Source organism: Roseomonas sp. KE2513 (assembly GCF_016107305.1).
Classification (GTDB): Bacteria; Pseudomonadota; Alphaproteobacteria; order Acetobacterales; family Acetobacteraceae; genus Roseomonas.
Genome location: NZ_RCVR01000070.1, coordinates 1 through 13393, shown reverse-complemented (window position 1 = coordinate 13393; position 13393 = coordinate 1). Strand labels below are relative to the sequence as shown.

The 13393-nt window shown below is 66.1% G+C and carries 13 protein-coding genes; 4 read left to right on the top strand and 9 right to left on the bottom strand.

Features of this window, described 5'->3' with window-relative positions:
• From D9599_RS28815 to D9599_RS28800, 4 genes are all read right to left on the bottom strand, one after another.
• Positions 1–1369: sensor domain-containing diguanylate cyclase (locus tag D9599_RS28815; RefSeq protein ID WP_198384782.1), on the bottom strand; the 1369-nt coding region annotated here is incomplete at its 3' end.
• A gap of 192 nt (positions 1370–1561) precedes the next feature.
• Positions 1562–1816, bottom strand: a complete 255-nt coding sequence (locus tag D9599_RS28810) for a hypothetical protein (protein ID WP_198384781.1) — start codon at positions 1814–1816, stop codon at positions 1562–1564.
• 8 nt (positions 1817–1824) lie between these two features.
• On the bottom strand, positions 1825–3513 hold the full coding sequence (locus D9599_RS28805) for a methyl-accepting chemotaxis protein (RefSeq protein ID WP_198384779.1): 1689 nt from the start codon (positions 3511–3513) through the stop codon (positions 1825–1827).
• A 554-nt stretch (positions 3514–4067) separates the two neighbouring features.
• On the bottom strand, positions 4068–4295 hold the full coding sequence (locus D9599_RS28800; protein ID WP_198384778.1) for a hypothetical protein: 228 nt from the start codon (positions 4293–4295) through the stop codon (positions 4068–4070).
• 328 nt (positions 4296–4623) lie between these two features.
• Here D9599_RS28800 and D9599_RS28795 point away from each other — a divergent pair, with 328 nt between their 5' ends.
• Positions 4624–4881 (top strand): hypothetical protein, encoded by a 258-nt coding sequence (locus D9599_RS28795; protein WP_198384776.1) that lies wholly within the window; start codon positions 4624–4626, stop codon positions 4879–4881.
• A gap of 109 nt (positions 4882–4990) precedes the next feature.
• Here the strand turns inward: D9599_RS28795 and D9599_RS28790 are convergent, their stop codons facing one another.
• A complete protein-coding gene (locus D9599_RS28790; RefSeq protein ID WP_198384774.1) occupies positions 4991–5206 on the bottom strand; it encodes a hypothetical protein in 216 nt (71 codons plus the stop codon).
• Positions 5207–5658: 452 nt separating this feature from the next.
• On the opposite strand from D9599_RS28790, the gene D9599_RS28785 reads away from it, so the two are divergent.
• Positions 5659–5829, top strand: a complete 171-nt coding sequence (locus D9599_RS28785) for a hypothetical protein (RefSeq protein ID WP_198384773.1) — start codon at positions 5659–5661, stop codon at positions 5827–5829.
• 22 nt (positions 5830–5851) lie between these two features.
• On the opposite strand, the gene rpoD is transcribed toward D9599_RS28785, so the two are convergent.
• The 4 genes from rpoD to D9599_RS28765 form a co-directional block, all read right to left on the bottom strand.
• Positions 5852–7714 carry an RNA polymerase sigma factor RpoD gene (gene rpoD, locus D9599_RS28780; protein ID WP_198384783.1) on the bottom strand — a complete coding sequence of 621 codons (1863 nt, stop codon included), beginning with the start codon at positions 7712–7714 and terminating at the stop codon, positions 5852–5854.
• Between the two features lie 105 nt (positions 7715–7819).
• Positions 7820–9310: a sensor domain-containing diguanylate cyclase gene (locus D9599_RS28775; RefSeq protein ID WP_198384771.1), complete on the bottom strand. Its 1491-nt coding sequence runs from the start codon at positions 9308–9310 to the stop codon at positions 7820–7822.
• 310 nt (positions 9311–9620) lie between these two features.
• On the bottom strand, positions 9621–10199 hold the full coding sequence (locus tag D9599_RS28770) for a DUF697 domain-containing protein (RefSeq protein WP_198384769.1): 579 nt from the start codon (positions 10197–10199) through the stop codon (positions 9621–9623).
• A 19-nt stretch (positions 10200–10218) separates the two neighbouring features.
• A complete protein-coding gene (locus D9599_RS28765) occupies positions 10219–10557 on the bottom strand; it encodes a transposase (RefSeq protein WP_375373093.1) in 339 nt (112 codons plus the stop codon).
• Between D9599_RS28765 and D9599_RS28760 the strand changes: the two genes are divergently transcribed.
• Both D9599_RS28760 and D9599_RS28755 read left to right on the top strand, forming a co-directional pair.
• Complete coding sequence (locus D9599_RS28760; RefSeq protein ID WP_198384767.1) at positions 10556–11524, top strand: IS5 family transposase; 969 nt, start codon at positions 10556–10558, stop codon at positions 11522–11524. The two genes, D9599_RS28765 and D9599_RS28760, sit on opposite strands and share 2 nt — an antisense overlap.
• 666 nt (positions 11525–12190) lie before the next feature.
• Positions 12191–13393: PAS domain S-box protein (locus D9599_RS28755; RefSeq protein ID WP_232481060.1), on the top strand; the 1203-nt coding region annotated here is incomplete at its 3' end.

Sequence of the window (13393 nt, the reverse complement as noted above, 5' to 3'; positions counted from 1 at the left end):
CGGCTAGGCTCTCGCCGTGCGCGGGCGCGACCGCCACACCAGCGCTCGAGCCGATCTGGAAGCTGCGATTGCTGATCAGGAAGTCCGTGGCAGAAACAGCCGCCTGCAGCTCCTCGGCGACCGCGGCAACGGAGGCCGTGTCGTTGATGCCGGGCAGGACGACCGCGAACTCGTCGCCCCCGAGCCGCGCCAGCGTCCCCCGGCCGGCAAGTCGGATTGAGAGACGCTCCGCGACCTCTTGGAGAACCCTGTCGCCGGCGCCATGGCCCAGGATGTCGTTGACCTGCTTGAAGCCGTCGAGGTCCAGCAGGACGAGACCGGCCGGTGCGCCTTCCTCCAAGTGGCGACCGACCACCTCGGTGAAACGGCCCCGATTTACCAGGCCGGTCAGTGGATCGTGGTGCGCCAAGTGAAGCAGCTCGGCCTGCGCGCGCTGCCGGGCAGTGATATCGCGGATCGTCGCGCCGAAGACCTGGCGGCCATCCTCGCGCCAGGCCGAGAGCGTCACCTCGCCCGGAAGCTCTCTCCCGTCCCGGCGCAAGGCCGGCAACTCAACCGTACGCCCCGGATACGGGCTTTCCTCATTGGCGGCCAGGACGCGCGCAAAGCCAGCCTCGTGCGCGGCGCGCAGCCGGTCCGGAATGATCAGGCTGAAGTCCTGGCCGATAGCCTCGGCCGCGGACCAGCCCAGCAACCTCTCAGCGGCCGCGTTCCAGAAGGCGATCCGCTGATCGGCACCGACGCAAACGACAGCGTTCTGCGTCGCGGCGGCCATGCTTTCGAAGCGGGCCAGCGTCGACCGCAACTGGATATCCAGTCTGTGGCGTTCCAGGCGATCCATCACCAGTCCGGCCAGGGCAGTGAGCAGCCGGCACTCGCGTGCGGTCAGCGGGGGGCGCGGCACCCTGTCGATGATGCAGAGCGAGCCCAGCCGGTGATGGCCCAGCGGACTGACAAGCGGAGCGCCTGCATAGAAGCGGATGCCCGGCTCGCCGGTGACCAGGGGATTGTCGCGAAAGCGTGGATCAAGGGTGGCGTCAGGAATGACGAACACCTCATCGCCCATGATGGCGTGCGCACAGAAGGAGACATCTCGCGAGGTTCCCGACGCCTCCAGCCCGACCTGCCCCCTGAAAAACTGGCACTCATGGGCAACCAGCGACACCAGGGCAATCGGCGCCTGGAACAGGTCGGCCGCTAAGGCTGCGATGTGCTGAAGGTCCGGCTCGGTCGGGGCATGCTCCAGCTCGTAGGCGGCGAGGGTCGTGAGACGGGCCTTCTCCTCCCGCGGGACAGGGAAGTTGCGACCACTCTGGTCGAGCGCTTCTGGCTGACCAACAATCGCCGGATGGGACAAGGAAGTGGCCATGCAGTGTCTGTATCCACAACAGGCGTGTAGTTGAGGATCTACAACCTTCCGAAATCGTTAGGACCAACGCCGGCGCGTGATAGTGATGGAACTGCTACAGTTGAGCGGCCGCCATGACCGAGGCGTTCGCTCAACCTTGGGATCGTTACGACTGACCTTTCAGACAGCCTCAGCGTCCCGATCTGATCCTCTCTATGGGCCAGCCGTCAGGCGCCCGAGATTGCCGTGAAAGCGGCCGAGGGCTGTTCTGAGACAAGCAAGCCGTCGGGCCGCTTCGTCAGGTGGCAGGGCGAGCAGGGCGGCAAGGTCGATCTCCCTGACCTGGGTGGCGACCTTGGTGGCGCCCAGCTGGTCCAGGGAGGCGGCGAGGCAGGTGAGATCGCGTCCGAGGGTCGCTGCGAGCTGCGCCCAGAGGCGCAGCTCGGCCACAGTAGCTGAGGCGTCCATCGAGAGCCCTAAGCCGCCCTGATGCTGGCGAGGAAGCTGACCACTTGGCCGTTGAGGGCCTCCGCTTGCTGGGCGAGCTCGCCGGCGGCCGAGCGGACCTGGGAGGCGGCTGCCCCGGTCCGCTCCGCCCCCTGCGTCACGCCCGAGGTGTGGCGCGACACCTCCTTGGTGCCCGAAGCGGCCTCGGCCACGGCACGCCCGATCTCCTGGGTGGCCGAGGACTGCTCCTCGGCCGCGGCCGCCACCTGGGCGGTGACGTGGTTCATCGCCTCGATGGTGCGCACGATGCCGGCAATCGCCCCGACCGCCTGATCGGTCTCGCCCTGCATGGCCGCGATCTGGGCGCCGATCTCCTCGGTCGCCTTGGCGGTCTGGGCGGCGAGTGCCTTTACCTCGGAGGCCACCACGGCGAAGCCCCGCCCGGCCTCCCCCGCGCGGGCCGCCTCGATAGTGGCGTTCAGCGCCAGCAGGTTAGTCTGCCCGGCGATGTCGTTGATGAGGCTGACCACGGCGCCGATGCCCCTGGCTGCCTGGGAGAGGCCCTGGACGGCGGTGTCGGTCGCCTGGGCGTCGGTGGTGGCCTGCTGGGCCATGCTGGCGCTCTCGGCGACGCGGCGGGCGATCTCGGCGATGGAGGCGGCGAGCTCCTCGGCGGAGGCGGCAACCGTCTGGACGTTCATGCTGGCCTGCTCGGAGGCGGCGGCCACGGAGACGGCGCGCTCGGTGCCGTCCCGGGCTGCGCCCTCCATCTCGCCGGCCGTGGCGTCGAGTTCCGTCGCCGCGGCAGCGACGCTGCGCAGGACGCCGGCGGCCTCGGCCTCGAAGCCGCGCACGAGGACGTCGACCTTGGCGGCCCGCTGGACCTTGATCTCCGCCTCCGCCGCCTGGGCAGCCGCTAGTGCGTCGGCCTCCTGCAAGCCGGTGCGGCAGGTGTCGACCGCGCGGGCCATGTCGCCGATCTCGTCACCCCGTGCCGTCTGGGGCAGCTCGAAGGCGTAATCGCGCCGGGAGAGGCGGAGCATCCTCGCAGCCAGCTGAGCCATGCCGCCGCCGATGTCACGGGCGATCAGCAGGGCGGAGAGGATGGCCAACAGCGCCGAGCCCGCCATGACCGCCAGGATGAGCCAGAAGGCTCGGTGGTAAATGGCCTCGCCCGCGGCCGCAGCGGCTGCACCCGCCTCGGCGTTGAGGACGATGTCAGCGCTCAAAGCCTCGCGGATCCAATTGAAGGCTGAGCGGCTCTCGCCCGTGTAGAGCCGGGCGGCGGCGGGCTCGTCGGTGTGGGCCATTTCGATGACGCGGGGGCTGAGGGCGAGGTAGTCGCGCCAACCCTGGCGGGCGAGGTCAGCGAGACGGCGCTCCTCGCCGGGCGAGACCATCGGCTCGTAGCTGCGCCAGAGTGCCTCGATGTCGCTCCCGATGGCGGAGAGGGCCTGAGCCTCGCGCGCCTTGGCCTCCGCTCCTTCGACCAGCATCACGGTGGCCTGCAGCTGGCGATAGCGGGTGATCGCGGCGTCGAGGCTGCCGAGGAGCCGGGTGGAGGGCAGCCAGTTGTTGCGGATGTCGGCGGCGCGGTCATTCACCCCGGCGAGCTGGGAGAGACCGATCCCACCGACACCGATCAGGAGCAGCAGGAGCAGGCCAAAGCTGGCGAGCAGCTTGGTGCGGGTGCGCAGGGAACGCAGGAAGGCAGCCATTTTGGATTTCCTACCAGAACGGTCGGAAATGTGAGCCAAAGAAGTTCCAATAAGGTAAAAATTGAGTCTGCGGCATCCTGAGGATCGTGAGCCGAAACGTTTTCTTCGTTTGTAGATATGCAGATCCTACTGCAGAGCAGCAGCTCGCAAGGCGCATGCAAGACGAATAGGTCAAGCGTCATCAGTCCCGTACGACGCGCAAACAACGACTATTCCAGCAACCTCCATGTAGTGGCAGATCACGCCCGCACAGGAGCAGCCTCAATGCGCGGCGGATGGGGAGGGGACCTCTCGCGCTGGCCTGCTTCTCCTGAAGTGCCTGCTGGCGGATCGTGGCCCGCGTCATGGTGTAGGAGCGGTGCTCCTCGGCGGGCTGAGCCGCCGTGTCAGGCTGCCGCGGCGGACAGGCTGACGGAGGCAGTATCGCTCACGGCTCCGAGGAGCATCGCTCCTACACCATGACGCGGGGCACGATCCGTTCGAGTAAAGTGCAAATGCTCGAAGTGAAGATGAAAATGTAGTCCACAAGAGGCTTCAGGGGCAGGCGGTCGGCGTCAGGCGAAGGCGACGTCGGGTTGCTCGTAGGAGTGTGGCGGGAGAGGCTTCTCCTGCGTGCTCGGGAAGGCCACGGAGAGTTCCAGGATGGCTGCCGCATTGTGCAGGATGGCGGCCGCCTGCTTGTCGCCGCGCTCGAAGGCGTACTCGGACAGGCATTGCAGCGTGGCGAGCACTGAGCGTAGCTCGCTATCAAAGCTCCGGTCCGGAGACAGGCGTGGCGACATTTTTTGTCTTTCGCTACGAATGTGTCGCCGGCAGGCTGCACATGTTTTCGATGTGCAATGTTTGTCATTGAGGCCTGGAGTCTGCCAAGTGATGCTTCCAAGCATTTTTTCTTTATGAGCAGCGATCTGCAGACGCTTGACGAAGACTTGGCCGCAGAGGATTGTTCCCGCACAGTTTCCAATATCGATGCAGAAATGTCACATCTTGAACGCTCGTTCTGCACGAGGCGTTACAAGCGAGCGCCTTGGCGTTCTGCCTCGCAAGCCATAGATGTTCGAAACGACGCCGAAACACCCAGAAGCCATTGTGGCTCGAGGAGACTGCCGAATGCCACGCACCATGCCTCTCCTCTCCAAGGCGCTGCAGTCCGCGCTGCGCGAAAGCCTGGAGATCCACCTCGACGGCATCGTTGACCCGTCTGTTCATCGGACAGCACTCCAGGCAGTCTGCGGTCGGATCGACGACTATCTCACCACCGCCACTTTGCCGGTCTCCGGTACTGAACTGGTCCCTCATCAGGTGCTGATCACCGCCGCTTTGCACGCGGCTTCCGATCAGCTCTGCGATGGCTTGGCGAACGCCTGATCCGTTTTTCCCGCAGCACCAACTGGCGGCACTTGGATAAGAGAAGGACCGGGTTTTCCGCTACGCGTTCGGAAAAGCATGACGCGCATCGTCATGCATGGCCGGCAAGCTAGCTTGGCTGCTCGTCGTTCAGCTCCACCATGTCCGCGGCCGATCCTTGCTTCACGAGCACTTGTTGAAGCGCAGCCGCTTGCTGTTCGAAAGCTCGCGCTGTCTCCAGCAGGGCTTCGGCAGCTGTCTTTGGGCGCGTCTGAGATGCGGCCTCACGGCAGGCGAGCGCCTCATTCTGCAGCTTGGTAAGCTGATTTTTCAGCAGTTGCGACATGCGTTACGCCTGACCTCCGCCGATCTTTCCCTCTTCAGCGGCTTCGGGCAATCTGGGCCACTGAGCTTCGGTACTGTGTCTGGGAATGAGAAGCTTTGCTACCGGCTTACAACCAAGGATGGCCGGTCACCACGGCAGAGAAGGCGGCGATGGGGCAGAGCTGGAAAGGAAGCAGCAGTCTCTGCAGCTCGGCCAGCAGTTCCCCTTGGCGGCGACAGCAAGGCACAGCAGGTAGCCACGCCCATCATTCTCCGAGGGAGACTGTTCGGGAATTTGGCGATGAGGTTTCGGGCGGGTGAAGGTGGACTAACCGCGGAGAAATCGCCCACGTATGGGGTGGTTCCGCGGTGTCGTCCGGGATCGTAAAGCTAACATCACCCGGCAGCGCGGCCGTTAACACTCGCTTCATTGCTCATCCGTAGCCTGTTGCGACTTTCCTGGCGGAGGCGATGATGGAGGGAGTAGAAGGCCAGCTGCGCGACTTACAGGCCAAGGTCGAGCGCTGTGTGCGCCTGGCCTCCCTGAGCACCCAGCCGGAGGACGCGGCCATCCTGAACGTGCTCGCGGCCGCCGCGCGCCATCAGCTGTCTGACCTGCGTGCGATGATCCTGGCAAGACAGTAGATGGAGGAAGGGCGGATCGGAGTCAGCCCTCCAGAAAGCTGCGGAGCTGTCTAGAGCGGGAAGGATGCTGCATTTTTCGGAGGGCGCTCGCCTCGATCTGACGGATGCGCTCGCGCGTCACGTTGAAGTGCTGGCCGACCTCCTCAAGCGTGTGCTCGGTGTTCATGCCAACACCAAAGCGCATGCGCAGAACACGCTCCTCGCGCGGGGTGAGCGCGGACAGCGCCTTGTTCGCGGCGTGCCGCAAGCTGGTTTGCACGGCGGCGTCGAGCGGCATGACGGCATTCTCGTCACGGATGAGGTCACCGAGCTGGCTGTCCTCTTCATCGCCCAACGGTGTCGCAAGGCTGACCGGCTCGCGCGCGATCTTCTGGACCTTGGTCACCCGCTCGACCGGTAGGCCCATCCTTTCCGCAAGCTCTGCTGCGGTCGGCTCCCGCCCGAGGTCCTGCACCAGCTGCCGTGAGGTCCGGTTCAACTTGTTGAGGGTGTCTGCCATGTGCACGGGAACACGGATGGTGCGGCCCTGATCGGCCAGACCGCGCGTGATGGATTGGCGGATCCACCACGTGGCATAGGTGCCGAACTTGAAGCCGCGCCGGTAATCAAACTTATCGACGGACCTGATCAGGCCGATGTTGCCCTCCTGAATGAGGTCGAGGAGCTGCAGGCCGCGGTTGGCGTATCTCCTGGCCACGGCGACGACGAGGCGAAGGTTCGCCTGCACCATCTCCTCTTTGGCCCGGTTCATGTCGCGCTCGCCCCTGGCCACCAGAGCCTGCACGCGACGAAACTCCTCGATCGGCAGGCCCGTCTCGGCGGCGATGGCGAGGATCGGTGCGCGTGCCTCCTCGGCTTCCGCGGCGTGACGCGTCGCCAGAGCCATCCACCCCTTTCCTCGGCGCGAGGCAAGGCTGGCCACCCACTCGGGCGCGGAACCGGAAGCATGATAGGCTGTGAGGAAGTCGTCGCGCCTGACCCCGGCCGCTTCGGCTACCCGGAGTAGGCGACCCTCGGCGCTCATCAGGCGCTTGTTGACCTCGCGCAAGCCCTCCACGAGTTCCGCCAGGCGCGTCGGGTGGAGGTGAAGCTGGTTCACCAGGGTGACCAACTCGCGCCGGCGTTGAGCAAACCTCGCCTCGTCAGCCGGCTTGAGGGCAAGGCCGTCAGCGTAAGCGGCCATGCGGCGGGCCTGGAGATCCCGGAGACCTTCCGAGGCCACTTCGATGGCCGCAAAGGCCATTAGCACCTCCGGCTTGAGCTGCTGCTCGAGAGCAGAAGCCGGCGGTCTGGTCCCCGCCTCGCTCTCCCCCTCTGGGCCATCGTCCTCCTCAAGACTGGGAGCCTCCGCGGTGCCGGCGGTCGCCTCCAGGTCAAGGATCTGCCGCAGCGGCATGCTTCCGCTCTGGAGCGCCCGGTACCAGCCCAGGATCGCGGTGAGCGTCATCGGGGACTGGCAGAGCCCCTCGATCATCGTGCTGCGACCAACCTCGATGCGCTTGGCGATGGCGACCTCGCCCTCTCGGCTGAGGCGCATGACGGCTCCAGCCTCTCTCAGGTACAAGCCAGCTGGATCGGTCGTGCCTGGGCCGTTCTCTTCAGCGGCGTCGCTGCCCTCCTCTGGTGCCGCGTGCGGCTGCTCCTGATGAACCTGCTCCTCATCCTGATCCTCATCGGCAACATGGATGCCAGCAACGGAGAGGACGGCGAGCACCTCCTCGAGGCGGTCGGCAGGGAAGGCGGCGGATACCTCGGCTTCGGTGACGTGGCCCCGGCTTCGTCCAAGTTCCACCAGGTCATGGAGGGTGCTGCTCTCCCCTTCTGGCAGTGAGGCCGAGAGCATCCTCTCCTGCTCTTTCGGTGTCAGCTCGCTGTCCCCATCCATCGCCGGCCTGTTCGCTCCGTTGAGGTCTCGGTTCACGTCGGCGCTCCTGGTCGCGTTTGTCGCAAGCCAGCGGCCTTCCCGGGCGCTGACTTTCTCAAGCCCGCGCTACTGCTTCTGTGCAAGCTTGGTGGGTGGTGATAGGACGCTGGCGATCGGCACGGCGGCGCAGACGCGGTTACGCCCGCCGCGCTTTGCATCGTAGAGGGCACAATCGGCTTCCTCGACGAACGGATCTGGCAGTTGCCCGCGTTGTGGGTAAGCGGTCGCGATCCCGATGCTCACGCTGACCAACCCTATGGGACTTGCGGCGTGGGGGATCTCCAGGGCGGCAACGGCGTCGCGAAGGCGCTCCGCCATCGTCCAGGCGCCGGCGGCATCGGTGTCGGGCAGGATGACGACGAACTCCTCCCCCCCGTAGCGAGCTCCCGTGTCGCCGGGTCTGCGTAGGACGGAGCGGATGCAGGCCGCGATGCCTCGGAGCACCTCGTCACCCTTCTGGTGACCGTAGCGGTCGTTGTAGGCCTTGAAGAAGTCGGCATCGAGCAGCAGCAGGGAGACCGGAAGCGCGTTGCGGGCAGCGCGGCGCCACTCCCGGTCCAGGACCGCGTCGAACTGCCGCCGGTTGGCGAGCCCCGTCAGCCCGTCCGTCGCGGCGATGACGGAGAGCCGCTCGGCCGCCTCGGTCAGCGCCTTCTCCGCTTCAAGGCGCCGCAGCATCTCACGCTTGAAGAGCAGGCAAAGGGCGACGGTCGCGCCGCCTAGCACCAGCAGGATGGAACCAAGGCTGCTCACCTTGTTCCACCAGGCTGCGTAGACCTCAGCGGTCGACACACCGACGCTCAGGATGAGCGGCAGATCGCCCACATGGCGAAAGGTGTAGAGGCGCTCGACACCATCGAGGGGCGCGTTCGCGACAAAGCGTCCGAATGGTGAGGCACTGATCCGGCGGAACGTGTCCGAGCCGCTGAGATCGCGCCCCACGTCGCCCTCGCGGAAGGGGTGGCGCGCGACCACGGTCCCATCCGTCCGCAGCAAGGTCACCGATCCTTGTGAGCCAAGATCGAGCTTGCTGAACAGGTCTTGAAAGTAGGCCAGCCTCATGGCGCCCATGACGACACCCTGAAAGCGCTCCGCGCCCGGCAGGCGACGACTGATCGCGATGCTCGGGTCACCCCTGCGCAGACGGCTCTGATAAGGCCGGCTGATGTAGAGCCCCGCCTCAGCCCTGTCTTGATGGACGCGGAAGTAGTCGCGGTCGGCGAAGTTCAGCCGTTCCGGCACGAGCGATGTGGAATTGGCAACAATGGTGCCTTCTGCGTTCAATACGAGGACCGAGCCGAGGTACTCGGCGACGCCGGCGCGGTCGAACAGGGCCATGTGCCGGACCTCAGGCGTTGCCTGATCCAGGCCGGGTTGGCTCAGCGCGGCGCTGGTGCCCTGTAGCGACAGATCATAGGTGTGGATGTTGCGCGCGATGTCCGCCTCAAGGGCACGCGTCAGGTTGGCCGATGCCTGCTCCGCCTGGCGCCACGCGTCCGTCCGGGCGTCCAGCAGCACGAGAGCCCCCAGCCCGAGCACGCCGACAGCGACGCCCATGCCCGCAAGGGTCAAGACCCGGACGACGGTAGTCGGCCTCCAAGTCCGTGGACGAAGGACGCTGGGACGTCCGGCCGCTTCCTGCATGTTCCACCCTGTTGCTGCCTCGCTCGACCACCAGGATCGTTGCGACACCCGGAACTCTAGCAGCACAAGTCTCACGATGTCGTGAGGGAATTTTCATTGGCAGCATCAAGTGGGGGCCGGCGGTCAACGGTCGGTCTGGTCCTTGGGGGACACGCGCAGAGCCCGCGAGCCGCCCAGAAGCCGCTCCTGCCATGTTCCCATGGCTTACACCGGGCGACAGGTCCTATGCCTCGGTCTTTTCGAGAGGCGAGCAGGCGCGAGCTGCGACTTCGGCAAGCCGGTGCAGGCGGAGTGCCCTCAGGCCCGAGCCAGGCAGGACGGCGGCGATCTGCCTGAGGCCCGGGATATGCGACAGGGCGCTGTTGGCGAAGCTCTGCCCAAGCAAGTCCATCCCCGAGGTGCCCGCTGCGGTCCAGGCGAGGCGCCGCAGCAGCGACAGCGTCACCGCCACGCTCGGGCGCATGCCGTGGATGGCGGCTACCTGCCTCAGCAGCAACAGCCCGCGCAGACCCGCCAGTACCCCGTCCAGCGCCGGTGAGGGGCTGATCGCCACCACCACGCCGCCCGCCAGCGCCGCTCGGTGCCCTGCCGCCCGTGTGGCGTCGTGCAGGTGCCCGGCCAAGTGCCGGCGCAGTGCTGTCCGCAGCAGCGGCACGTCGGGCGCGCTGGCGACTGCCTCGCGTGCCCTGGCGAGGTCCGGTAGCCGCTCAAACCGGCCCAGCCACTCGAGCGCCAACGCGCGGGCGGGCGCGACCGGTCCGTCATCCTGCTGTCGGTTTTCCCTATTGAGGTCCTTCCTCATTCTCGGTGCTGTTCGCTGATCAGAGGGGGAGCAGTCTGGCCCGAAGAAGGTCCGCCCCGGCGCGGCCGTACATGGCGCGTTTCAGTGTCTTTAGCCGGCTGATCTGCCCTTCAGTCTGGCCGTTGCTCCAGGGCATGGTGAGCGCGTTGTGGACAGCATCCCGGTCCCGCTGCAGGGTTCTGGCGAAGCGTCGCATGGCGTAGATGCCAGACCTACCCGCATCCTGACACCACCTGTCCAACTTCTCGGTGTCGCCGCTGCGCAAGATGCCGCAGAACCGCATTGCAAGCTGCCTCATGGCGGCGAACTCGGACGAGGCTACCTGGCTTTGGTGCAGCAACCTTGCGGATGGTGCCATGATGAGCTCGGCTTGCGGCCGAGCAGACGGGGTGGAGCGGGCAATGGCGGTGCGGTGTCGTCGGGGCGGGCCGCGTGCGCTGTACAAGGTCCGCGACTGGGCGGCGTACGACCAGGCGCTCGTGCGCCGGGGCGACATCACGGTCTGGGTCTCGCCCGAGGCAGTCGCGGGGTGGCGGGCTCCTGCCGGCCGCCGCACCTTCAGCGACGCGGCGATCGCGGCAGCCCTCACCGTACGCGCCGTCTACCGGCTCGCGCTTCGGCAGGCCGAGGGCCTGATCCGCTCGATTTTCGCCCTGCTCGGCCTTGCACTGCCCATTCCAGACCACACCACCCTCTCTCGCCGCGGGAGGACACTGCGGCTGGAAGGAAGGTCCGAGGCGGGCCGCGGCCTCGATCTCGCCATCGACAGCACTGGCCTGCGCTTGGCGAAGCCGTCCGGCGCGGGACACGAGGGTTGGCGCAAGCTGCACGTCGCGGTGGATCCGGACACGGGACAGATCCTCGCGGAAGAGCTGACGCGCTCCGATGTGCACGACACCGTGCCCGTGCCGGCGTTGCTGGACCGCGTGACTGGCCGGATCGGGTGCGTCTACGGTGACGCGGCCTACGCCGGCAGGCCCACCTACCGTGCGGTGGCTGAGCGCCGGCAGGTTCTACCGAACGCCGAGGGCGTGTTCAGGCCGAAGGCGCCGGACGTCAGAGCAGCAGACCAACTCGACCCGCTGACCGGTCGCGGGCGGCACGCGCGGCACGTCGCCCGCGACGGTCGCCGCGCGTGGGAGCGCGCGACCGGCTATGGCCGCCGAAACGCGGCAGAGTGGACCCACTCGCGATGGAAGCGCGTCCTCGGCGGCGGTCTGCGGTCGCGAGGCCTCGAAGCACAGCGGGCCGAGGCTGCCATCATCGCCGGCGTCCTAAACCGCATGGCCGAACTTGGCCTGCCTCGCGCGCAGCGCGTTGCCTGATCGGCATCTTCGAGGACCACGCGCGCCTCCACGACTGTTCGTGCACCAAAGCCGGTGATTGCCCCGGTACGAGGCTGCGCCAGGAAGGTAGATCGAACCACCATCCCAGCAGCACCACGAAGCAAGTGGCGAGCACTACTAAGGCTAGCGCGCGAGCGAGCTGCCGAGCTGCGATCGAGTCTGGCCGATAAGCAAGACTGGAGGTGCCGTCGTTGACCTGTCCAATAGGATCAAGCACGCAGCGACTGACTCCTGCTTTCTACCGCTTTATCCAGCCAACTCCATAAGAGTTGACCACCAGGAGTTTCTCCCGTTTGACCAGGGTCCTTCATCGATCGAGCCGGCAATCTGCGTCCATCATCAGACTTCATTCTATGAAGTAAGCGCTTTGCCTTCTGAGCAAGTTTCAGTTGCGATACCAGCAGCAGGAAACGTTTGTACGACGAGAAGACCGCACTCCGGGTTTCCAACCAGAAGCTCCGGCGCAAGCCTTGAGGCGAAGGGCGACAAGGGAGGCAAAGATATCAGTCACGCCTTTGAGCCAGTTATAAGTGTGACGTCACTGGCTTCATTTTACCGGACCGGAAGGATGCGGTGAGGTGCCGCGGTGGCGCTGATGGTGTCTGACGCCTCTGCCCTGACTAAGCCTTGCCCGGAGTTTCCCGATTGGCTGACCTTCCATCGCAGGACCATGCCGACCAGCAGCAGCTCCGGCTCATCCTTGCCGCCCTGCAGGACGGTGTGATCCTCATCGACCCCGACCAGACCATCGCCTGGGCCAACAAGGCAGCCCTCAGGATGCACGGCGTGCATGAGGTCGCCGAGCTGGGCGCCACGGTGTCGGAGTACCGTAGCCGCTTTGAGCTGCGCTACCGCAACCGCCACCGGCTGCCGGAGGGCGCCTACCCGATGGAGCGGGTAATGGCCGGCGAGGCCTTCGACGAGGTGGTGGTGGAGGTGGCGCCGGCCGGGGAGAATGAGGCCCTCTGGACCCACCGTATCCGCAGCCTGGTGCTCAACGACGCCGCCGGCGTTCCGAACTGCCTTGTGCTCATCCTGAACGACGAAACCGAGCGCTTCGACGCCGAGGAGCGCTTCGAGGCGGCCTTCAGCGCAAACCCGGCACCCGCGGTCATCCTGCGGCTCTCCGACCACCGCCACATCAAGGTCAACCGAGGCTTCCTCGAGATGACCGGATACGCCGAGGATCAGGTGGTCGGCCGCTCGGCCTACGAGATCGACGTGCTGGAGGGTGCTGCACGGCGGGAATTCGCCGTTGAGCGGCTGCAACAGGGGCGCACCATCCCGCAAATGGAGGCCGTGCTGCAGCTGGCTGGGGGCGGCGAGAAGCGGGTAGTGGTCGCGGGACAGCCGATCGAGGTCGGTGATGCCGACTGCATGCTCTTCACCTTCGTCGATATCGAGCCCCATAAGCGAACCGAGGAGGCTCTTCGGCGAAGCGAGGGAAGCTTCGGTGTGGCTTTCCGTTTGGCCCCGGTGCCGACCCTTCTAGTCCTACGTTCCGGCTGCCGCCTGTTGCTGGCTAACGAGGCTTTCGAGCGGGAGAGCGGCTATGTCCAGGCAGAGTTGGTTGGAAAAGCGGCCAGCGAGCTCGGGTTGTGGGCTGACGCAGCGACAGGTCGGGAGCTTGAGCGGCGGCTGGAAGCCGGTGACAGTCTGCGCGACTTTAACATTCAGTTGCGCACGCGTGCGGGCGACCTGCTGGACCTTCTCCTGTCCGCCGAAGCGGTGAGCGTTGGGGAGCAGCCCTGTGTGCTGGTGATGGCGCAGAACGTAGCGGAGCTCCGTCGGACGGAGTTCGAGATCGCCTCCGCCATTCAGGCGGTCATGCAGGACACCTCCTGGTTC

What these genes read in the sequence shown, in the direction of transcription:
- rpoD (WP_198384783.1), bottom strand. Translation starts at nt 7,714, where the DNA reads ATGGATGGGGACAGCGAGCTGACACCGAAAGAGCAGGAGAGGATGCTC.
- D9599_RS28800 (WP_198384778.1), bottom strand. Translation starts at nt 4,295, where the DNA reads ATGTCGCCACGCCTGTCTCCGGACCGGAGCTTTGATAGCGAGCTACGC.
- D9599_RS28805 (WP_198384779.1), bottom strand. Translation starts at nt 3,513, where the DNA reads ATGGCTGCCTTCCTGCGTTCCCTGCGCACCCGCACCAAGCTGCTCGCC.
- D9599_RS28810 (WP_198384781.1), bottom strand. Translation starts at nt 1,816, where the DNA reads ATGGACGCCTCAGCTACTGTGGCCGAGCTGCGCCTCTGGGCGCAGCTC.
- D9599_RS28775 (WP_198384771.1), bottom strand. Translation starts at nt 9,310, where the DNA reads ATGGGCGTCGCTGTCGGCGTGCTCGGGCTGGGGGCTCTCGTGCTGCTG.
- D9599_RS28785 (WP_198384773.1), top strand. Translation starts at nt 5,659, where the DNA reads ATGGAGGGAGTAGAAGGCCAGCTGCGCGACTTACAGGCCAAGGTCGAG.
- D9599_RS28760 (WP_198384767.1), top strand. Translation starts at nt 10,556, where the DNA reads ATGATGAGCTCGGCTTGCGGCCGAGCAGACGGGGTGGAGCGGGCAATG.
- D9599_RS28795 (WP_198384776.1), top strand. Translation starts at nt 4,624, where the DNA reads ATGCCACGCACCATGCCTCTCCTCTCCAAGGCGCTGCAGTCCGCGCTG.
- D9599_RS28770 (WP_198384769.1), bottom strand. Translation starts at nt 10,199, where the DNA reads ATGAGGAAGGACCTCAATAGGGAAAACCGACAGCAGGATGACGGACCG.
- D9599_RS28790 (WP_198384774.1), bottom strand. Translation starts at nt 5,206, where the DNA reads ATGTCGCAACTGCTGAAAAATCAGCTTACCAAGCTGCAGAATGAGGCG.
- D9599_RS28765 (WP_375373093.1), bottom strand. Translation starts at nt 10,557, where the DNA reads ATGGCACCATCCGCAAGGTTGCTGCACCAAAGCCAGGTAGCCTCGTCC.